At 71.5% G+C, this 20546-nt stretch carries 13 protein-coding genes; 6 read left to right on the top strand and 7 right to left on the bottom strand.

Annotated elements, in window-relative coordinates:
• Position 1 precedes the first annotated feature (1 nt).
• Positions 2-1018 carry a LacI family DNA-binding transcriptional regulator gene (locus tag M4J07_RS01835; RefSeq protein WP_255966329.1) on the bottom strand — a complete coding sequence of 339 codons (1017 nt, stop codon included), beginning with the start codon at positions 1016-1018 and terminating at the stop codon, positions 2-4.
• Positions 1019-1304: 286 nt separating this feature from the next.
• Here M4J07_RS01835 and M4J07_RS01840 point away from each other — a divergent pair, with 286 nt between their 5' ends.
• The 3 genes from M4J07_RS01840 to M4J07_RS01850 all read left to right on the top strand — a co-directional run bounded on the left by M4J07_RS01840 (position 1305) and on the right by M4J07_RS01850 (position 8448).
• Complete coding sequence (locus M4J07_RS01840; protein ID WP_255966331.1) at positions 1305-2036, top strand: VIT1/CCC1 transporter family protein; 732 nt, start codon at positions 1305-1307, stop codon at positions 2034-2036.
• A gap of 342 nt (positions 2037-2378) precedes the next feature.
• The gene (gene gltB, locus M4J07_RS01845) at positions 2379-6992 is read left to right on the top strand and encodes a glutamate synthase large subunit (protein ID WP_255966333.1); all 4614 of its coding nucleotides are present in this window, start codon (positions 2379-2381) and stop codon (positions 6990-6992) included.
• Complete coding sequence (locus tag M4J07_RS01850) at positions 6985-8448, top strand: glutamate synthase subunit beta (protein ID WP_255966335.1); 1464 nt, start codon at positions 6985-6987, stop codon at positions 8446-8448. The genes gltB and M4J07_RS01850 overlap by 8 nt, the downstream gene beginning before the upstream one ends.
• 126 nt (positions 8449-8574) lie before the next feature.
• On the opposite strand, the gene M4J07_RS01855 is transcribed toward M4J07_RS01850, so the two are convergent.
• The 5 genes from M4J07_RS01855 to M4J07_RS01875 form a co-directional block, all read right to left on the bottom strand.
• On the bottom strand, positions 8575-9579 hold the full coding sequence (locus tag M4J07_RS01855; RefSeq protein WP_255966338.1) for a hypothetical protein: 1005 nt from the start codon (positions 9577-9579) through the stop codon (positions 8575-8577).
• 36 nt (positions 9580-9615) lie between these two features.
• Positions 9616-14325, bottom strand: a complete 4710-nt coding sequence (locus M4J07_RS01860; RefSeq protein ID WP_255966340.1) for a DUF6531 domain-containing protein — start codon at positions 14323-14325, stop codon at positions 9616-9618.
• 147 nt (positions 14326-14472) lie between these two features.
• On the bottom strand, positions 14473-14982 hold the full coding sequence (locus M4J07_RS01865) for a lamin tail domain-containing protein (RefSeq protein ID WP_255966342.1): 510 nt from the start codon (positions 14980-14982) through the stop codon (positions 14473-14475).
• 103 nt (positions 14983-15085) lie between these two features.
• Entirely contained in the window at positions 15086-15991 is a 906-nt protein-coding gene (locus tag M4J07_RS01870) for a chitosanase (RefSeq protein WP_255966344.1), read from the bottom strand.
• A 70-nt stretch (positions 15992-16061) separates the two neighbouring features.
• Positions 16062-16976, bottom strand: coding sequence for a rhomboid family intramembrane serine protease (locus M4J07_RS01875; protein ID WP_255966346.1), 915 nt, complete (start codon positions 16974-16976; stop codon positions 16062-16064).
• A gap of 140 nt (positions 16977-17116) precedes the next feature.
• Between M4J07_RS01875 and M4J07_RS01880 the strand changes: the two genes are divergently transcribed.
• The 3 genes from M4J07_RS01880 to M4J07_RS01890 all read left to right on the top strand — a co-directional run bounded on the left by M4J07_RS01880 (position 17117) and on the right by M4J07_RS01890 (position 19652).
• Complete coding sequence (locus M4J07_RS01880) at positions 17117-17668, top strand: HutD/Ves family protein (protein ID WP_255966348.1); 552 nt, start codon at positions 17117-17119, stop codon at positions 17666-17668.
• Positions 17669-17755: 87 nt separating this feature from the next.
• Positions 17756-18679 carry an NAD-dependent epimerase/dehydratase family protein gene (locus M4J07_RS01885; RefSeq protein WP_255966350.1) on the top strand — a complete coding sequence of 308 codons (924 nt, stop codon included), beginning with the start codon at positions 17756-17758 and terminating at the stop codon, positions 18677-18679.
• 43 nt (positions 18680-18722) lie between these two features.
• Positions 18723-19652: an RNA polymerase sigma-70 factor gene (locus M4J07_RS01890; protein ID WP_255966415.1), complete on the top strand. Its 930-nt coding sequence runs from the start codon at positions 18723-18725 to the stop codon at positions 19650-19652.
• Here M4J07_RS01890 and M4J07_RS01895 read toward each other — a convergent pair.
• Entirely contained in the window at positions 19633-20529 is an 897-nt protein-coding gene (locus M4J07_RS01895) for an aldo/keto reductase (protein ID WP_255966352.1), read from the bottom strand. The genes M4J07_RS01890 and M4J07_RS01895 overlap by 20 nt on opposite strands.
• Positions 20530-20546: the final 17 nt, after the last annotated feature.

A 20546-nucleotide genomic window follows, 5' to 3' on the forward strand; every position in this document is an offset into this window, starting at 1 on the left:
CTCAACTGTCGGTCGCCGCCGGGCCGGTGGAGGCGCGGACGACGAGGCGGGGAGGGGCGGTGGTGCTGCTGGGCGTGGCGGCCTCCGGCGTGTCCAGACGCCGGAGCAGGAGGTCGGCGGCGCGCCGGCCGCGCTCGGTGGAGCCGAGGTCGACGCTGGTCAGTGGGGGCCAGCCGGCCTGCGCGAGCACGCTGTCGTCCATTCCCGCGACGGCGACGTCCTCGGGTATCCGCAGGCCGCGGGCGTGCAGGGCGCGGGCGGCGCCGAGCGCCAGCTGGTCGTTGGCGCAGAAGACGGCGTCGGGCCGGGCGGCCAGGAGCCGGTCGGTGGCCTCGGCCCCCGACTCGATGCCGAAGTCGGTGTGCACGACGAGGTCCGGGTCGTATACGAGGCCGCAGTCGTCGAGGGCGGCCCGGTAGCCCGCGTCGCGGTTGCCGCCGGGGACCGTGTCGGAGGGGCCGTTGACGAAGGCGATCCGGCGGCGCCCGGTCTCGTGCAAGTGGCGTACGGCGAGCGCGGCACCCGCGACCGAGTCGGCACGCACGCTGTCCACCGGGACTCCGTCGGGCAGCGAACCTATGACCACGACCGGGCCCGCCGCGGTGCGCAGCGCCTCGACGTGGGCGTCGGTGATGCGGATGGGGCAGATGATCAGGCCGTCGCTGGTGCGGTCGCCGAGGCTGCGCAGCACGGCCAGCTCGTCCTCGACGACGGCGTCGGTGGAGTGCAGCAGCAGCCGGTAGCCGGCGGCCTTCGTGACGGCCTGGATGGCGCGGACCATCGCCACGTACACCGGGTTGCCGATGTCGGGCATCGCGAAGGTGAGCTGGCGGGTGCGGCCGCCCTTGAGGGAGCGGGCCACCGCGTTCGGCACGTAGCCCAGCTCGGCGGCGGCGCGCTCGACCCGCTCGACGGTGTCGCGGCGGGCCCCCACGCCGTTCAGCACCCGCGAGACCGAGGCGATCGAGACCCCCGCGCGCTCGGCGATGGAGAAGATCGTCGGCTGACCCGCGCCCATCCTTTTACCCCCATGCATCCGTGAAGGTCCGCTTTCTGTAAACGTTTCCCGGAACTGGAAACGTTTACGGATGTTGCAGCCATGTTTCCCAGGTCGTCAACGGACCGATCGCGTGATCCATCTCACGGGTGAGTTCGGGAAGGTCCAGGTCAGCCTCCGCCGTGGTCGTTGCGCAGGGCGCAAAACCGCAGGTAAGTACGGCCTTCCTTGCTAGCGGCGGTGATTTTCCGCGCGTAATTTCGAGGGCGTAGGAAGCGACACCGCACAGGGGACGGGGATCACCGGCATGGCCATCATCGAGACCGAGGCGACACTCCACGACGCGCACCGGGACAACCACACCCACCGCGACGTCAACGGGGGCTGGCTGCGCCCGGCGGTGTTCGGGGCCATGGACGGACTCGTCTCCAACTTCGCCCTCATGGCCGGTGTCGCGGGCGGTGCCGTCTCGCAGCAGACCGTGATCATCACCGGTCTGTCGGGGCTGGCCGCGGGCGCCTTCTCCATGGCCGCGGGCGAGTACACCTCCGTCGCCTCCCAGCGCGAGCTGGTCGAGGCCGAACTGGACGTCGAGCGCCGGGAGTTGAGGAAGCACCCGGCCGACGAGGAGCGCGAGCTCGCCGAGCTGTACGCGTCCCGCGGCGTCGAGCCCGGGCTGGCCCGCGAGGTCGCCCGGCAGCTGTCCAAGGACCCCGAGCAGGCCCTGGAGATCCACGCCCGCGAGGAGCTCGGCATCGACCCGGGCGATCTGCCGTCGCCGACCGTGGCCGCCGTCTCCTCCTTCGGGTCGTTCGCGCTCGGCGCGCTGATCCCCGTCCTGCCCTATCTGCTCGGCGCCAGCGCGCTGTGGCCGGCCGTGATCCTGGCGCTCATCGGGCTCTTCGCCTGCGGTGCCGTGGTGGCCAAGGTGACGGCGCGGTCGTGGTGGTTCAGCGGATTGCGGCAGTTGGCCCTCGGTGGTGCCGCGGCGGGTGTGACGTATCTCCTGGGCAGCATCTTCGGCACGGCGATAGGTTGACGGCCCGCCGGTCACGGCCGGATGATGGCTATACAGGGCCTTGCATAAGTAGTCGTTACTGGACGGTTTCGATTACTTGACCACGGGGCATGAGCCGTAAGCGCTGTGGGCAATGAGGCCCGCGGCGCACACCCGCAGCACCCCGCCCCCCGGTCACCGATCTGCCCGGCGAGGCCTCTTCCGCCGCCACCCGCGGTGTCCGCATGTTGGAACGAAGTATCCGGTTCCCGAGAATCGCTCCATCATGTAACCTGCACGAAATTTTGCCGCAGCACGTATTTCGCAGAGGGCCAACGTCGTCCCTCGGCATGCACCTTTGCCACGACGACGACGGGAGAGCCGATGCGTACGCCGCGCCAGCCGTCCCAGCACTCCAACAGCGGCCAGAACTGGTCGCACATGGATGCTCGCCCTGCCGCCCAGGGCATGTACGACCCGCGCAACGAGCACGACGCCTGTGGCGTCGGCTTCGTGGCCACCCTCACCGGTGAGGCGAGCCACACGCTGGTCGAGCAGGCGCTCACAGTCCTGCGCAACCTGGAGCACCGCGGTGCCACCGGCTCCGAGCCCGACTCGGGTGACGGCGCCGGCATCCTGTCCCAGGTTCCGGACGCGTTCCTGCGCGAGGCGGTCGACTTCGACCTGCCCGAGGCCGGTGCGTACGCCGTCGGTATCGCCTTCCTGCCCGGGGCCGACGCCACCGAGGAGGCCGAGAACGCGGTCTCGCAGATCGAGACGATCGCCGCCGAAGAGGGCCTGGACGTCCTCGGCTGGCGCGAGGTCCCGGTCGCCCCCGAGCTGCTCGGTGCCACCGCCCGCTCGACGATGCCGGCCTTCCGGCAGATCTTCGTGGCCGACGGCGCGTCGAAGGACATCGTCCTCGACCGCAAGGCGTTCGTGCTGCGCAAGCGTGCCGAGCGCGAGGCCGGGGTGTACTTCCCCTCGCTCTCCGCCCGCACCATCGTCTACAAGGGCATGCTGACCACCGGCCAGCTGGAGCCCTTCTTCCCCGACCTGTCCGACCGCCGCTTCACGTCGGCCGTCGCGCTCGTCCACTCGCGCTTCTCCACGAACACCTTCCCGTCGTGGCCACTCGCGCACCCGTACCGCTTCGTCGCGCACAACGGTGAGATCAACACCGTCAAGGGCAACCGCAACTGGATGCGGGCCCGCGAGTCGCAGCTCGCCTCCGAGCTGTTCGGCACGGAGAAGCTGGAGCGGATCTTCCCGATCTGTACGCCGGACGCCTCGGACTCCGCGTCCTTCGACGAGGTGCTCGAACTGCTGCACCTCGGCGGGCGTTCGCTTCCGCACAGCGTCCTGATGATGATCCCGGAGGCGTGGGAGAACCACGACTCCATGGACCCGGCCCGGCGCGCCTTCTACCAGTACCACTCCACGATGATGGAGCCCTGGGACGGCCCGGCCTGTGTCACCTTCACCGACGGCACCCAGGTCGGCGCCGTTCTCGACCGCAACGGTCTGCGCCCCGGTCGCTACTGGGTGACCGACGACGGCCTCGTCGTCCTCGGCTCCGAGGTCGGCGTCCTGGACATCGACCCGGCGAAGGTCGTCCGCAAGGGCCGCCTCCAGCCCGGCAAGATGTTCCTCGTCGACACCGCCGAGCACCGCATCATCGAGGACGACGAGATCAAGGCCGGCCTCTCCGCGGAGCAGCCGTACGCCGACTGGCTCGAAGCCGGTGAGATCGAGCTCTCCGACCTGCCCGAGCGCGAGCACATCGTGCACACGCACGCGTCCGTCACGCGCCGCCAGCAGACCTTCGGCTACACCGAGGAAGAGCTGCGCATCATCCTCGCGCCGATGGCCAAGGCCGGTGCCGAGCCGATCGGTTCGATGGGCACGGACACCCCGATCGCGGCCCTCTCGCAGCGCCCGCGCCTGCTCTTCGACTACTTCACCCAGCTGTTCGCGCAGGTCACGAACCCGCCGCTGGACGCGATCCGCGAGGAGCTCGTCACCTCGCTGCGCTCCTCGCTCGGCCCGGGCAGCAACCTGCTGGAGCCGACGGCCGCTTCCTGCCGGTCCGTGACCCTGCCGTTCCCGGTCATCGACAACGACGAGCTGGCCAAGCTCATCCACATCAACGCCGACGGCGACATGCCCGGCATGAAGGCCGTGACCCTGTCCGGCCTGTACCGGGTCTCCGGCGGCGGCGACGCGCTCGCCGCCCGGATCGAGGAGATCTGCGCCGAGGCCGACGCCGCCCTGGAGGCCGGCGCCCGGCTGATCGTCCTCTCGGACCGGCACTCGGACGCCGAGCACGCGCCGATCCCGTCGCTGCTGCTCACCGCGGCCGTCCACCACCACCTCATCCGCACGAAGCAGCGCACCGAGGTGGGCCTGCTCGTCGAGGCCGGTGACGTGCGCGAGGTGCACCACGTCGCGCTCCTGATCGGCTTCGGTGCCGCGGCCGTCAACCCGTACCTGGCGATGGAGTCGGTGGAGGACCTGGTCCGCGCCGGCACGTTCCTGCCGGCCGACGAGGACGGCGGCGCCGAGACGGCGATCCGCAACCTGATCTACGCGCTCGGCAAGGGCGTCCTCAAGGTCATGTCCAAGATGGGCATCTCGACCGTCGCCTCCTACCGCGGCGCGCAGGTCTTCGAGGCCGTCGGCCTCGACGAGGCCTTCGTCGAGAAGTACTTCAACGGCACGGCCACCAAGATCGGCGGCGCCGGTCTCGACGTCGTCGCCGAGGAGGTCGCCGCCCGGCACGCCAAGGCGTACCCCGCTTCCGGCATCGCGCCCGCGCACCGTGCCCTCGACATCGGCGGCGAGTACCAGTGGCGCCGCGAGGGCGAGCCGCACCTGTTCGACCCGGAGACGGTCTTCCGCCTCCAGCACGCGACGCGCTCGCGCCGCTACGACATCTTCAAGAAGTACACGGGCCGGGTGAACGAGCAGTCGGAGCGTCTGATGACGCTGCGCGGCCTGTTCGGCTTCAAGAGCGACCGCGAGCCCATCTCGATCGACGAGGTCGAGTCGGTCTCCGAGATCGTCAAGCGGTTCTCGACCGGCGCCATGTCGTACGGCTCCATCTCGCGCGAGGCCCACGAGACCCTCGCCATCGCCATGAACCAGCTGGGCGGCAAGTCCAACACCGGTGAGGGCGGCGAGGACCCGGAGCGCCTGTACGACCCGGCGCGCCGCTCGTCGATCAAGCAGGTCGCCTCCGGCCGCTTCGGCGTGACCTCGGAGTACCTGGTCAACGCCGACGACATCCAGATCAAGATGGCCCAGGGCGCCAAGCCCGGCGAGGGCGGCCAGCTGCCCGGCCACAAGGTCTACCCGTGGGTCGCCAAGACGCGTCACTCGACGCCGGGCGTGGGCCTCATCTCCCCGCCGCCGCACCACGACATCTACTCCATCGAGGATCTCGCCCAGCTGATCCACGACCTCAAGAACGCCAACCCGTCGGCCCGCATCCACGTGAAGCTGGTCTCCGAGGTCGGCGTGGGCACGGTCGCCGCGGGTGTCTCCAAGGCGCACGCGGACGTCGTCCTCATCTCGGGTCACGACGGCGGCACGGGCGCCTCGCCGCTCACGTCGCTGAAGCACGCGGGCGGTCCCTGGGAGCTCGGCCTCGCCGAGACCCAGCAGACGCTGCTGCTCAACGGCCTGCGCGACCGCATCGTCGTGCAGACCGACGGCCAGCTGAAGACCGGCCGCGACGTCGTCATCGCCGCGCTGCTCGGCGCCGAGGAGTTCGGTTTCGCGACCGCGCCGCTCGTCGTCTCCGGCTGCGTCATGATGCGCGTCTGCCACCTGGACACCTGCCCGGTCGGCATCGCCACGCAGAACCCGACGCTGCGCGACCGCTTCGCCGGCAAGCCCGAGTTCATCGTGAACTTCTTCGAGTTCATCGCCGAAGAGGTCCGCGAGCTCCTCGCGGAGCTGGGCTTCCGCACCATCGAGGAGGCCGTCGGCCACGCCGAACTCCTCGACACCGAGCGGGCCGTGGACCACTGGAAGGCGCAGGGCCTCGACCTGGAGCCGCTCTTCTACGTCCCCGAGCTGCCGGACGGCGCCGTCCGCCACCAGCTGATCACGCAGGACCACGGCCTGGAGAAGGCGCTCGACAACGAGCTGATCAAGCTCGCCGCCGACGCCCTCGCCGCCGGTGACCAGGCCGACGCCCAGCCGGTGCGCGCCCAGGTCGCCATCCGCAACATCAACCGCACGGTCGGCACGATGCTCGGCCACGAGGTGACGAAGAAGTTCGGTGGCGCGGGCCTGCCCGACGACACGATCGACATCACCTTCACGGGCTCGGCGGGCCAGTCGTTCGGCGCGTTCGTGCCGCGCGGTGTGACGCTGCGCCTGGAGGGCGACGCCAACGACTACGTCGGCAAGGGCCTCTCCGGCGGCCGGATCATCGTCCGCCCGGACCGCGGCGCCGACCACCTCGCCGAGTACTCGACGATCGCCGGCAACACCATCGCGTACGGCGCGACGGGCGGCGAGCTGTTCCTGCGCGGCCGCACCGGCGAGCGCTTCTGCGTCCGCAACTCCGGCGCCACGGTCGTCTCGGAGGGCGTGGGCGACCACGGCTGCGAGTACATGACCGGTGGCCACGCGGTGGTCCTCGGCGAGACGGGCCGCAACTTCGCGGCCGGCATGTCGGGCGGCATCGCGTACGTCATCGACCTCGACCCCCACAACGTCAACGTCGCCAGCCAGGCGGCGGTCGGGGCCCTCGACGACACCGACAAGCAGTGGCTGCACGACGTCGTGCGCCGCCACGCGGAGGAGACCGGCTCCACGGTCGCCGAGAAGCTCCTCGCCGAGTGGTCCACCGCGGTGGAGCGCTTCAGCAAGATCATTCCCAGTACGTACGAGGCAGTGCTCGCCGCCAAGGACGCCGCCGAGCGAGCCGGTCTCTCGGAGACCGAGATCACCGAGAAGATGATGGAGGCGGCGACCAATGGCTGATCCCAAGGGCTTTCTCAACCACGGGCGCGAGGTCGCCACGACCCGTCCGGTCGGCGAGCGGCTCAGGGACTGGAACGAGGTCTACGTTCCGGGCTCCCTGCTCCCCATCATCAGCAAGCAGGCGTCCCGCTGCATGGACTGCGGCATCCCGTTCTGTCACAACGGCTGCCCGCTGGGGAACCTGATCCCCGAGTGGAACGACTTCGCGTACCGCGAGGACTGGTCCGCCGCGCAGGAGCGCCTGCACGCGACGAACAACTTCCCGGAGTTCACCGGGCGGCTCTGCCCGGCTCCGTGCGAGTCGGCGTGCGTGCTCGGCATCAACCAGCCGGCCGTGACCATCAAGAACGTCGAGGTCTCGATCATCGACAAGGCGTGGGACGCGGGCGACGTCGCCCCGCAGGCCCCGGAGCGCCTGTCCGGCAAGACGGTCGCGGTCATCGGTTCGGGCCCGGCCGGTCTGGCCGCCGCCCAGCAGCTGACGCGGGCCGGTCACACGGTCGCCGTGTACGAGCGCGCGGACCGCATCGGCGGTCTGCTCCGCTACGGCATCCCCGAGTTCAAGATGGAGAAGCGCCACATCAACCGCCGCATCGAGCAGATGCGCGCGGAGGGCACCAAGTTCCGTACGGGTGTGGAGATCGGCCGCGACATCGACGCCGCGAAGCTGCGCAAGCGCTACGACGCGGTCGTCGTCGCCGCCGGTGCCACCATCTCCCGCGACCTGCCGGTCCCCGGCCGCGAGCTGAACGGCATCCACTTCGCGATGGAGTACCTGCCGCTCTCCAACAAGGTGCAGGAGGGCGACTTCGTGCAGCCCCCCATCACCGCCGAGGGCAAGCACGTCGTCGTCATCGGCGGCGGTGACACCGGCGCGGACTGCGTGGGCACCGCCCACCGCCAGGGCGCGGCCTCGGTCACGCAGCTGGAGATCATGCCGCGGCCGAACGACGACCGGAACCCGGTCTCGCAGCCGTGGCCGACCTTCCCGATGCTCTACAAGGTCACCTCGGCCCACGAGGAGGGCGGCGAGCGCGTCTACTCCGTCTCGACGACCCACTTCGAGGGCGACGAGGACGGCAACGTCCAGTGGCTGCACCTCACCGAGGTCGAGTTCGTCGACGGCAAGCTGACGCCGCAGCCGGGCACGGAGCGCAAGATCCCCGCCCAGCTGGTCACCCTCGCCATGGGCTTCACCGGCACCGACCAGGAGAACGGTCTCGTCTCCCAGTTCGGCCTGGACCTCGACGAGCGCGGCAACATCGCCCGCGACGCCGACTTCCAGACCAACGTCCCCGGTGTCTTCGTCGCCGGTGACGCGGGCCGCGGCCAGTCGCTCATCGTCTGGGCGATCGCCGAGGGCCGCTCGGCCGCCCGCGGCGTCGACGCCTTCCTGAGCGGAGCCTCCGAGCTCCCGGCCCCGATCCGCCCGACGGACCGCGCCCTGGCGGTCTGACACCACGGTCCTGACGGACCGTCAAAAGACGTCCCGTACAACGGCGTACGGAACTGAGCGCGACGCTCGCCCCAACTGTCCCCGACCGGACGCGTGGGCGGGCGTCGCGGTGCGTCCGGGCCCGGTTCAGGCCGGCCGCCACCGGCGCAGCGTGTCGTCCTCCACCGTCAGCCACGTGCCGTCGCCGAGGGCGAGCGGGTCGTACGCGACCGTGCCGGGATAGTCGAGCTCGGCGACCGGCGCCAGCGTGCGGCCGTCCAGGAGCAGATGGCTGTTCTCGTCCGAGTCCTCCTCCTCGGCCGCCGCGGCGAGCACCCGGCCCTCGTCGAGGAATCCCGTGCGGTAGCCGACGAACCGGAAGTCCTCCGGCAGCACGTCCTCGGCATCGACCCGGACCTCCGGCTGCCCGGCCTCGTACCGGCTGAGCCACTCGCCGCCCACGTCCAGGTGGAGGAAGGCGCCGCCGAGCCCGACCCCCGCGGCCAGTTCGGTCGGCAGACCGGTCCGGTCCGCCGAGAGTCCGCCGCCCGCCGCGCCGATCGCCAGCGTGAAGAACGTGTCGCCCTGCGCCGCGTCGAGGAGGAGCTGCGCCGGGTGCGTCAGGGACTGCTTGAAGGCGTAGCCCGCCGACGCGGACGGCAACTGGGCCCGGCCGACGGGCCGGCCGTCGGCCAGGTCGAGCGCCACGCACAGGTCACCGGGGTAGGGGCGGGCCGTCAGATCCCCCGGCGTGGTGACGAGGAGGCGCCGGCCGGCCGGGTCGGCGACGCAGGCCGGACTCGCCCCGGTACCGGCCGTCCACGGCGTGAACTCATGGGTCCAGCGCACCCGGGCGTCCGCCTCGTACACGGTGACCAGTCCGTCGCCGACCACCGCGAGGCCGCCGTCCGGCAGCGGCGAGGCGTACGCGCGGCCGCCGTCCGGCCGGAGGCGCGGCCAGCGCCGGACCTCGTCCAGGACCCGCCCGGTATCGGCGGCGACGCGGGCCACCGCGATGGTGTCCCCGGTCCGGGCGACCAGCCAGTTCGCGCCGTCACGGGTGAGGAACGAGTCGTACCCGGAGGAGCACTCGCCGTACCCGGCGAACTCCTCCTCGGCCAGCAGGTCGACCGTGGGGCGGGACGGTGCCATGTGTGCGTCTCTCCTGGGTTCTGGTGCGGTGCCGGGTCAGGGGGTGTGCCGGGCCGGCCAGTAGAACTGCATCTGCTGCGTCCCCTGGGTCCCCGGATACACCTGCCCAAACATAGCCCCGAAGGTCTTGCGGATGATCGGCGAGCAGAACTTGTCGCACACGACGTTCGACGCGGCGCCGTGGGAGGGGAGCCAGCCGGCGTCGCCGCCCGCCGCCAGGTTCCTGCGGTGCAGGAAGTGCAGGATGTTCTGCTCGGCGTGGCCCCCCTCCTCGCCCTTGGGGATCTTCAGGTACTCGTCGTTGGGCAGGGGCACGAGTCCCATCTTCTTGGCCAGCGCGATCTGGTCCTTGGTGAGCTTGCTCTTGCTCGTGCCCGCCACGAACGTGACCGGGCCGTTCGGCGTCTGCGCGTGGATGACCGCGACGGTCTGCCGGTCGCGCGCGATGCCCTCCTTCTTCAGGTTGTTGATCTTCTGGGCCATGTCCTGCATGGACTGCATGCAGGGGGCCAGACCCATCGGGTCTGCCATGGTGGCCGGATTGTCCACGTACCCGGCCGGGTTGGGCGCGGGGTCCAGGCCCAGCGGGTCGGGCGTGACGTAGCGGCCCGGCTCGGGGTCGTAGTGGCGGAAGTGGTTGTAGTGGAGGCCGGTCTCGGGGTCCGCGTACTGGCCGGGGTGGCGCAGCGGTGTGTACGCGCTGGACCCGCGGCTCCACGCGGTGGCGCCCCACTGGACGGTGCGGCTGTGCCAGGCGATCTCGCCGGTGTCGTCGACGAGTTCGGTCGGGGTGCCGATGAGATCGGTGACGATGGCGAAGAACCGGGAGTCGATCTCGTCCTGGGCCGCGCCCGCGGCCGGCCGGGACTCCATCTGCGCCAACGGCCGGATGCCGTCGTACTCCCAGGTCAGCGTCGTCTGCGTGGTGCTGTCGGTCTGCTCGGAGAGCCGGCCGCCGTCCCAGGAGAAGACGGTCTCCTCGGCCACCGTCCCGTCGGCGGCGTGCCGGCGCTTCGCGGTGCGGCGGGCGAAGGCGTCGTACGCGTACGTCCACAGCGTGCCGTCCGGCGTGGTGCAGGAGGTCAGCCGGTCCTCGGCGTCCCAGGCGTAGCGCCAGACGTCGGGCTTGTGGGACAGCCGCTTGCGGCGGCGCTCGACGACGCGGCCCGCCGCGTCGTACGTGTAGTGCAGGGCGCCGGCGAAGCGCAGCCGGTTCCCGTCGTAGCCGCGGGAGCCGCGCGCGTCCGGGTGCGGCGCCTTGTCGGGCCAGTCGGCCTCCGTCTGGTTGCCCTCGCTGTCGTAGAGGTAGCGCTCGCTCCAGCCGTGCGCGTCGACGCCGGTGGGGCGGCCGTCGGCGTCGAGGGTGAACCGCCGCTCCCCGCCGCCGGTGCGGTCGGTGACGGCGAGGAGATGGTGGTCGGGCCGGTAGGTGTACGCGCGGGCGCGCACGGCCCCGCCCCGGGCGGTGAGGCTCTGCTCGCTGACCCGGCCGAGGGCGTCCCAGGAGGTGGCCAGCGTGACGGCGTGGTCCTGCGGACCGAAGGCCCGGGTGACCTCCCGGCCGACCGCGTCATGGGTGAACCGCAGTGCGCGGCCGGCGAGTTCCAGGTCGGTGCGGTTGCCCGCGGGGTCGTACGTCTGCCGCGTCGCCGCGCCGCTCGGCGTGGTGCGGCCGGTGCGCCGGCCGACCGCGTCGTAGGCGTAGCGGTGGGTGCGGCCGTCGACCGTCTCGGCGGTGAGCCGGCCCTGCGCGTCCCACTCCATCTCCAGGGAGGAGTGCGCGGAGCGGGCCCGCAGCAGCCGGCCTGCCGCGTCGTAGTCGAAGTCGGTGCGCTCCCCGTCGACGTCCTTCGCGGTGAGGCGGCCCAGTGCGTCGCGGTACTGGGTGACGCTCTGCCCGAGCGGGTTGGTGCGGGTGACCGTGCGGCCGGTGGCGTCGTGGCGGTAGCTGAGGGTGCGGCCGTCGAAGTCCGTCTCGCCGACCACCCGGCCCGCCGGGTCGTAGTCGTAACTCCACGTCAGTGAAGCCGAGTTGTGCACCTTCAGGAGGCGCATCTCGGTGTCGTAGGCGAAGGTGTGCCGGGCGCCGCCGGGCCGGACGCGGGCGGCCAGCAGCCCGAAGTGGGTGTACTCGAAGCGGGTGGTGCCGACCCCGGCCGTGGTCTCGGTCAGCCGGTTCCCCTCGCCGTCGTACGTCCACAGCTGCTCGCTGCCGTCCGGTTCCACCCGGCGCACGAGCCGGCCCTCGGCGCTCCATTCCATCCGGGTGACCGCGCCCAGCGGATCGGTCATGGACGTGGGGCGGCGGAACGCGTCCCGGGTGAACGTCCAGGTGTTGCCGAGGGCGTCGGTGCGGGCCATCGGCAGGCCCGCCGGGTCGGGCCGGAAGGCCTCCGTGGACCCGAGCGCGTCGGTGATCGAGGTGATGGCGCCGCGCTCGTCGTGCGTGTACCGGGTGGCCGTGCCGTCCGGGGCGAGCACCGCCGTGTTGTTCCCCGCGGTGTCGTACTCGCAGCGCCACACGGCGCCGTCGGGGGCGGTCATGACGAGCGGCAGGCCCCGCTCGTCGTACTCGGCGGTGGTGACCGTGCCGTCGGCCTCGTGGGCGGCCGTGAGGTTGCCGGCGTCGTCCCAGGTCCACCGCGTGGTGTGGCCGTCCGGGTCGGTGCGGCTGAGCAGCCGGTCGCGGCTGTCCCAGGTCTGGGTGGCGGTGTGGCCGAGGGGGTCGGTGGTCGCGACGATCTGGCCGAGGTGGTTGGCCCGGTAGACCGTGGCGTGGCCGAGGGAGTCGGTGTACGTGACGGTGGTCGTGCCGTCGGCCTGCCGGTCCCCGTACGTGATGCGGGAGTCGAGGATGCCGTCGCTGCCGTGCGTCTCCACCGCGCGGCCGAGGGCGTCGTAGACGTAGCGGAACTCGGTGTCGTTGCTGTCGCGCCAGCCGGTGATGCGGTGCGCGTCGTCGTAACCGAAGCGGGTGGCGGCGTCGACGGCGTTGCGGACCTCGACGAGGTCGCCCGACGTGTCGTCGTAGGCGAATCCGCGCAGCCGCAGCGGGCCGTCCTCGGTGACCAGCAGCAGTCCGGTGACGGCGGGCCCGTCGTCGGCGGTGTCGACGCGGATGCGGTAGCCGCCGGAGTGCGCCACGTCCACCAGCGTGTCGTTCTCGTCGCGCTCGATGACGACGTGGTTGTGGTTGCGGTCCTCGGTGCGGGTGAGCCACCACGTCCCCTCGCCGGTCGCGGCGGGTTCGAAGTGCCGGGTCAGGTCCGTGTACGGGTCCTCGACGACGAGGACGTACGAGGTGCCGTGGGAGAGGTACGTCAGGGGCAGGGGTTCGCCGGCGACCGGGTCGACGCGGTCGCCGACGATGTCCGGGGTACGCGGGTAGTAGAGGCTGGAGCCGTCCTCGCGACGCCACCACACACCGGTCCCGGACGGGTCGGCCTCCAGGCGCTCGTCGAGGGTGGAGGCCCAGGACGGGCCGAAGGCGATCCCGTGCGCGTAGCCGGTGAGATGGGTGCGGCGCAGCACGAGGGGGAGCACGCCGGCCAGTTCGACGTCGGTCTGCGCCATGGCCATCTGACCGGACGCCATGTCGATGGGGTCGCCGCAGAACTCCTTGTCCCGGAACGCGCGGGCGTCCTTGGCGCGGTCGACGAGATCGGGGTCGTTCTTGCGGGCGGCGTCGATCTTCAGCGGGGAGCCGGAGTCGGACTTCCCGCCCCGGCCGCCCTTGCCGTCGCCCTTCTTGCCGCCGTCGATCGCGTCGACCTTGTCGCGGACGTCGTGGTCCTTGCCCTTGTGGGTGCGCGAGGCGCCCTTGACCCGTTCGGGGACGGTCTCCGTGATGTGCTTGCTGATCTTCTTCAGGGCCTTCTCGGACCCCTTGAGCGCGCCGTGCAGCACGCTGTCGAAGGTCTGCGTGAACGGGTCGCGGCCCTTGCTGCGGCCGAACGCGCCCCTGACCCGGCCCAGCGGGTCGGAGGAGGCGGTGTGCAGGTCGGTGCCGTGCCGGGAGACCTTGCCCGCGCCGTCCTCGAACTCGAAGTGGTCGATACGGGTCCGCTTCTGCGCCCCGCCACCGCCCCCGCCGCCGGCCGAGGCGAGGTTCATCCCGCCGTGCCCGCCCTTGCCCTCGTGTCCGCCGCCGCTGCCGTCGGCGGGCGGCATGGTGAACGCGCCCTCGGCCAGGTCCAGGACCATGTCCTCGACCATCGCCTCCAGCTTGGCGTTGACCGGCTCGGTCAGCTTGGCGATGACCTCCTCGACGATCCGGTCCACCGCCTCGTCGATGATGCGCTTGACGACCTGGCGCATCGCGGCGATCTCGGCCGCGCCCAGGATCGCGGACAGACCGCCGGTGACCCAGGCCAGACCGATGGACAGGCCCACCGAGCCCGCCATGATGGCGAGTTCGGCCTCGGCCTTGTGCTTCATCCACTCGATGATCTCGGCCAGGACGTCACAGGCGTCCGCGAACAGCCGTGCCAGCTCCGGGAGTTTCTCCAGATGGCTGGCCTTGATCTGGTTCCAGTGCTTCTCCATGGAGTCGACGGCCCAGCCCTCGGAGGAGGACAGGATCCGGGCGAACGCCTTGTGCGCGTCACCGCCGTGACCCTCGAACTTCTCCGCGAACTCCCGCATGGCGTCGGCCATTTCGCGGTAGTCGTCCTCATCCACGTTCGGGAAGTTGATCCCGATGAACTCCAGGATCTCGTCCAGCCAGCCCGGAATCGTGTAGCCCATCCCCCGTGCACCCTTCGTCCCGCCGCAACTGCCCTGATCTTGTCCGCGCGTTCGAGATTAGTGGGCGTGTGTGACACCCGTGTACGGGGACGTCGACGGGTGCGGTGCAGGTTGCACGGGGCGGGCCGGGCGTGCGGCCCGGACGGGTCAGGCGTGGAAGCCGATGTACCCGTTGCCGTCGCGGTCGTTGGCGGACTTCGTGTACTTGTGCGTGTCCGCGTGGCTGCCGGCCGGCTTGTAGAGGTAGATCGTGTCGCCCGCGTTGTTCCAGAGGAAGTTGCAGTTGTTGCGGTAGACCACGTTCTTCGCGTCCGAGTCCGTGCCCCGGCCGCCGCGCAGGCGCACGTAGTCGCCGGGCTGGAGGCTGTGGCTCTTGGTGAAGGTGAACGTGTTGCCGGTCGCGTCCTTGACCACGTACCCCTTGAGGTTCACCGTCGCGGTCCTGGAGTAGTTCTTGATCGTCAGGTACTCCTGCGCGGTGTTGCCGCCGGAGCACCGGTTGTCGTCGCGCCCCGGCGCGTCGTACTGGACCCCGCGGACCTTCAGGGCCGAGCTGTACTCGGTCGCGTACGCGGGGGCCGCTCCCAGCAGGGCCACGGCCGCCACCACGGTGACGGAGAGCGCGGAGGCGGCGGCCAAGGTGGGGCGTATGGTCATGTGTTGTCCCCTTTTGGGCATGGTGGTGCACACGAGAGCACCGTGAATTCGACACGTCATCTTCACAGATGAGGTGGCGGTCACGGGGCGGAATGCTCGTGAACTACGGCACGCGGAACGTTTCGCCGTAGACCTGCCACGTGAGCGGCGTCTTGAGGGCGAGGTTCCCGTCGTAGAGGAAGCGGCGCTGGGCGGTGTCGATGCGGCTGGTGTCGATGTCCGCCTTCCGCTCCTTCATCGCCTTGCGGCGCAGGTCGAGGAAGATGTCGAGGTACGTCTTCTCCTTGCCGCCCTGTGACGGGGTGTCGGCTTCCTTGATCGCCGCTTCGCGCAGGCCGTAGAAGCCGGTGGGGCCGGTGCCGGGCCCGTGGAAGACCATCGCGTCGTAGTAGACGAACTGACCGAGCGTGCCCAGGCCGTCGAGCTTGGCGAGGCGGACCGCCGGGTTGAAGTAGACGCGATCGCGCTCGGTGTTCTGGGCGTCGCGGAAGGCCTTGACGCCGGCCTCCTTCTTCCAGGCCGCGGTGAAGCCGGGGTCGAGGCCCTCGTGGGAGTCGGAGCCGTCGACCTCGCGCAGGGCGGGGAGGTACTTCTTCAGGCCGTTGTCGGGGTGGGCCTTCGTGTAGCGCTCGACCAGGGTCAGCAGGTCGTGGGTGCCGGTGCAGAACCCGATGATGCCCGCCGTGTAGCCCTGGCCGTCGGCTATGTCCTCGATGTAGCCGTACTGGCCGCGCCAGTCGAGCGTGGAGTTCTCGGCACTGGCGACGATCTGCTGGGCCAGCTCCTTCTTCTCCGTGGCCGCGAGGCCGGGCGGCAGGCTCGCGATCAGCTTGTCGTCGGCCTCGCGCTCCGTGGCCGACTTGCCGTCGTCGTAGCCGGCACTGGCCGACGACTTCGGGAGGGCCGGGGAACCGTCGTTCTCGCCGTCGGGGGACAGGAAGAAGACCGCCGCTGTGGCCAGGGGGGCCGCGGCGATGAAGGAGAGGACCAGACATCCTGCGCGTTTCATGCGGGACAGAGTAAGGGGACGGACGTGCGGGGCTGCTACGGGTGTCCGGTCCTCGAGTCGTCCGTGGGGCCTAGGTGAGGGCCGCCACCTTGAGTGCCGCCAGGAGCAGCGCCAGGGCCACCACGCCCACGCACGCGACCGCCTGCACCGCGTCCCGCCGTCGGCGCGGCGCGTACACGAGGGCCGCCGTCACCAGACCGCCCGTCAGCAATCCGCCCAGGTGTCCCTGCCACGACGTGAATCCGGCCGAGATCAGCATCCACAACAGGAAGTACGCCATGAACCGGTTGACGCCGCGCATGTCCGCGCCGAGCCGCCGCGCGATCACGTAGTACGCCGCGCCGAGCCCGAAGATGGCGCCCGACGCGCCGACCGTCGGGGCCTCCGGGGCGATCAGCAGCACCAGGACCGAGCTGCCGAGCGCCGAGATCAGGTACAGCGCGAGATAGCGGACGCGGCCCAGCTGGGACTCGACGACCCGGCCCAGGTTCCACAGCGTCCACATGTTCAGGGCGATGTGCAGGACGCCGAACAGGCCCTCGGTGGGCGGCAGGTGGAGGAACGCGCCGGTCAGCAGCCGGTACCACTCGCCGGTCGCGACCCCGTCGGTGTGGAAGTCCGGGGGGAACGCGTCCTGGGGGACGTACCGCCCGCCGTCCGGTCCGACGAGGCCGATGCCCACCATCCGGAGGCGCTCGACGATGCCGGGGTAGACCGTCTCGCCGAGGTAGGCGAGGACGTTCACCGCCATCAGCGCGTACGTCACCAGCGGCACGGCCGAGATCCGGCCGCCGGCCACCGTGCGGGCCTGGCGCACCGAGCGGCTGCCCTCGTGCACGCACTCCGGGCACTGGAAGCCGACGGCCGCGTCCCGCATGCACTGCGGGCATATCGGACGCTCGCAGCGCGTGCAGTTGATGTGCGTCTCGGTGTCGGCGTGCCGATAGCACGTCGGCGTCGTGGCGGACTGGGGCGTGGGCTCCACGGCCGGCTCCTGGAGGTCGTCAAGTGCGAGATCGTCACGTACACGCGAGATCGTCACGTACATGGGGCGGCGAACAAAATAGCGAAGCGGGCGGGGCCGGGTCGGCCCGGGTGGGTCACGGTCGCGTAGCGTCTGCGCCCATGAACCACGAGGTCGTCGTCCGTCTGCTGCCCGCCGCGGCCCGTACCGCGATGCCCTGGAAGAACGGCGGCGGGGTGACGCGTGAGATCGCCGGTGCGCCCGAGGGCGCGGGCACGGCCGACTTCCGGTGGCGGGTCAGCCTCGCCGAGGTGGCGGGGGACGGACCGTTCTCCGCGTTCCCCGGCGTCGACCGGACGCTCACCATGGTCGAGGGCGGCGGGATGGAGCTGACCGTCGCAGGCCGGCCCCATCTCGTCGAATCGCCTTACGAGCCACGGGACTTCGCCGGTGACGTGGCCACCGACTGCCGGCTGCTCGGCGGGCCCGTCGTCAACTTCAACGTCATGTGGCGCCGGGACGCCGTCGCCGCGCCGCCCGCCGTCGCCGTCGTCCGCGGCGCCCTGCCCGTGGAGGCCGCGCTCGTCGTCGCCCTGTCCGACGCGGGCGCGGAGCTCGGGGGCCGGACTCTCGGGCGGTACGACGCCGCGCTGGTCGACGGCCGTGCGCACCTGCTGGCGAAGGGGCCGGTCGCCGTGGTCACCGGCGTGTGACGCGGGTCACTCCGAGGTGTGTCACGTTCCGGGCGGCCCGGCAGTCCCATGGCCGACCGCACGGACCGACGGACTCTGGAGGACACCATGAAGGTTCTGCTCGCGGGCGGCAGCGGCACCCTCGGCACCCTCGCCACCGACGCGCTGCGCGCCGACGGCCACGAGGTGACCAGGCTCGGCCGGGGCGCCGCCAACGACGCCCGCGCCGACCTCCTCGACCGGGAAGCCGTCCTGCGCGCCGTCGACGGACGCGGCTTCGACGTCGTCGTGCACGCCGCTACCGCCATCGGCGGCAAGTCCATGACGCGCCATCAGGACATGTATCCCACCGACGAGTTGCGCACGACCGGCACCGTCAACCTGCTCGCCGCCGCCCGCGCCACCGGCGCCCGCCGCTTCGTCGCCGAGTCGATGATGTTCGGCTACGGCTACGGGGACCACGGCGGCGCCCCCGTCACCGAGGACGGCACCCCCTTCGGGCCGCGCGGGCGCACCGCCCCGCTGGAGCGCCACGTCGGCGCCATGCGGACCAAGGAGGAACTCACCTTCACCGCCGACGGCATCGAGGGGATCGCCCTGCGCTTCGGCCTCTTCTACGGCGGCGGCACCACCGACACCCACATGGTGCCGCTGCTGCGCGCCCGCAGGCTGCCCACCGTCGCCGACCGCGGCCGGGCCCAGTCGTGGGTCGAACTCACCGACGCCGCACGGGCGGTGGCCGCCTCGGTCACCGGCGGCCGGGCGGGGGAGGCGTACAACGTCTGCGAGGACGAGGCCGTCTCCTTCAGCACGCACCTGCGGGCGATCGCCGAGGCGTTCGGCACACCGCGGCCGCCGACCGTCCCGGCCTGGCTGCTGCGCGCCGCGCCGCTCGCGCACAGCATGATGACCACCGACCTGCGCATGGCCAACGCCAAGGCCGCCGAGGGGCTCGGCTGGCGGCCCACGTACCGGAGCAGCGTCGAGGGCGTCCGCGCACTTGCCGCGCGCGCCGGGGCGCTGGCAGCCTGACCGCGTGATCGAGAAATCCGGCGACACGGGCGACGCAGGCGGCATGGGCGACCCGGGCGCCGCCGGCGCCACCGACGACGACGTCTTCGTGACGCACCGCCGGCTGCTGTTCGGCACCGCCTACCGGATGCTCGGCAGCGTCGCCGACACGGAGGACGTCCTCCAGGACGCGTGGATCAAGTGGGCGGCCGTGGACCGGTCGACGGTCGGCAACCCGCGCGCGTATCTCGTCCGGATCGTCACCAACCTCTGCCTGACCAGACTGACGTCGGCCCGTGCCCGGCGCGAGACGTACGTCGGCCCCTGGCTCCCCGAGCCGCTGCTCACCGGCCTCGGCGCCGGCCTCGGTACCGGCCTCGGGAACGAACCGGACGCGGCCGAGGAGGTGGAGACCGCCGAGTCCGTGTCGCTGGCGCTGCTGGTGGTCCTGGAGTCGCTCTCCCCGCTGGAACGCGCCGTGTTCGTGCTCCGCGAGGCGTTCGGCTTCTCTTACGCGGAGATCGCCGACGCCACCGACCGCGCCGAGGCCACCGTGCGGCAGACCGGCCACCGGGCCCGCTCCCATGTCCAGGCACGCCGCCCCCGCTACGACACCGACGACGGGGCGCGCCGCGAGATCACCGAGAAGTTCCTCGCGGCCTGCACCGGCGGCGACCTGAACGCGATGCTGGAGCTGCTCGCCCCCGACGTCACCGCCTGGTCGGACGGCGGCGGCAAGGTGACCGCCGCGCGCCGCCCTCTGTACGGCCCCGACCACGTCGCCCGCTGGTTCCTCGGCGTCCTCGCCAAGCCCGGCCTGGAGGCGGTGCGCGGCGAGGCCGCGGGGATCAACGGGCAGTCCGGCGTGCTGTTCACCGTCGACGGGTACCCGGTCGGCGCGCTCGCCCTGGAGGCGGTCGACGGCCGCATCCAGGAGCTGCGCTTCCAGGTCAACCCCGACAAGCTCGCCGGGCTCACCCGTCGATCTGCCTGAACTGCTCGTCGGACAGGGCGAGTCGGAGAGCGCCGAGGTTCTCCTCCAGGTGGGCGGGGGACGAGGTGCCGGGGATGGGCAGGATGTTCGGGGAGCGGTGCAGCTGCCAGGCCAGCGCCACCTGCGACGGCGTCGCCTCGATCTCCGCGGCCACGGCCGCCACCGGGCTGTCGGCCCCCGCGTGCGCGCCCATCGCGATCGGGAACCACGGGACGAAGGCGATGCCGCGGGCCGCCGTGTGCTCGACGACCGCCTCGTGGTCGCGGGTCTGCAGGTTGTAGAGGTTCTGGACGCTCGCCACCGGCGTGATCGCCTCGGCCTCCTCGATCTGCTCGACGCTCACCTCGGACAGTCCGATGTGCCGCGCCTTCCCCTCCTCCTGGAGCTGCTTGAGCGCGCCGATCTGGTCCGCGAGCGGGTACTGCGGGTCGACGCGGTGCAGCTGGAGCAGGTCGATGCGCTCCACCCGCAGCCGCCGCAGCGCCAGTTCGGCCTGCTGGCGCAGATAGGCCGGGTGGCCGAGCGGCACCCACTCCGTGGGCGAGGGCCGGACGACACCGATCTTCGTGGCCACCGCGACCTGCCCCTCGTACGGGTGCAGCGCCTCGGCGATGAGCTCCTCGCTCGCCCCGAGGGCGTAGGCGTCGGCCGTGTCGAAAAGGGTGACGCCCAGCTCGGCCGCCCGCCGCAGCAGGGCGATCGCGGCGGTCCGGTCGGTGGGCCCGCGCCAGATGGGCGCGCCCGAGCCGTACCGGTCGGCGGGGGCGTCGGCGAGGCGCATCGTGCCGTAGCCGATGCGGGAGACGGGAAGGTCGGAGCCGAGTGCGAAAGTGGTGCTGGTCGTCGTGGCGGTCGTCGTGTTCGCTGTGTTCGTCATGACGGGAACGCTATGAA

Source organism: Streptomyces longispororuber (assembly GCF_024448165.1).
In the GTDB taxonomy this organism is placed as follows: domain Bacteria; phylum Actinomycetota; class Actinomycetes; order Streptomycetales; family Streptomycetaceae; genus Streptomyces; species Streptomyces longispororuber_A.

Bases quoted from the DNA above. Each gene is read 5' to 3' on its own strand.
- M4J07_RS01850 (WP_255966335.1), top strand. From the start codon at position 6,985: ATGGCTGATCCCAAGGGCTTTCTCAACCACGGGCGCGAGGTCGCCACG.
- M4J07_RS01880 (WP_255966348.1), top strand. From the start codon at position 17,117: ATGAACCACGAGGTCGTCGTCCGTCTGCTGCCCGCCGCGGCCCGTACC.
- M4J07_RS01840 (WP_255966331.1), top strand. From the start codon at position 1,305: ATGGCCATCATCGAGACCGAGGCGACACTCCACGACGCGCACCGGGAC.
- M4J07_RS01860 (WP_255966340.1), bottom strand. From the start codon at position 14,325: ATGGGCTACACGATTCCGGGCTGGCTGGACGAGATCCTGGAGTTCATC.
- M4J07_RS01855 (WP_255966338.1), bottom strand. From the start codon at position 9,579: ATGGCACCGTCCCGCCCCACGGTCGACCTGCTGGCCGAGGAGGAGTTC.
- gltB (WP_255966333.1), top strand. From the start codon at position 2,379: ATGCGTACGCCGCGCCAGCCGTCCCAGCACTCCAACAGCGGCCAGAAC.
- M4J07_RS01870 (WP_255966344.1), bottom strand. From the start codon at position 15,991: ATGAAACGCGCAGGATGTCTGGTCCTCTCCTTCATCGCCGCGGCCCCC.
- M4J07_RS01885 (WP_255966350.1), top strand. From the start codon at position 17,756: ATGAAGGTTCTGCTCGCGGGCGGCAGCGGCACCCTCGGCACCCTCGCC.
- M4J07_RS01835 (WP_255966329.1), bottom strand. From the start codon at position 1,018: ATGGGCGCGGGTCAGCCGACGATCTTCTCCATCGCCGAGCGCGCGGGG.
- M4J07_RS01865 (WP_255966342.1), bottom strand. From the start codon at position 14,982: ATGACCATACGCCCCACCTTGGCCGCCGCCTCCGCGCTCTCCGTCACC.
- M4J07_RS01890 (WP_255966415.1), top strand. From the start codon at position 18,723: ATGGGCGACCCGGGCGCCGCCGGCGCCACCGACGACGACGTCTTCGTG.
- M4J07_RS01895 (WP_255966352.1), bottom strand. From the start codon at position 20,529: ATGACGAACACAGCGAACACGACGACCGCCACGACGACCAGCACCACT.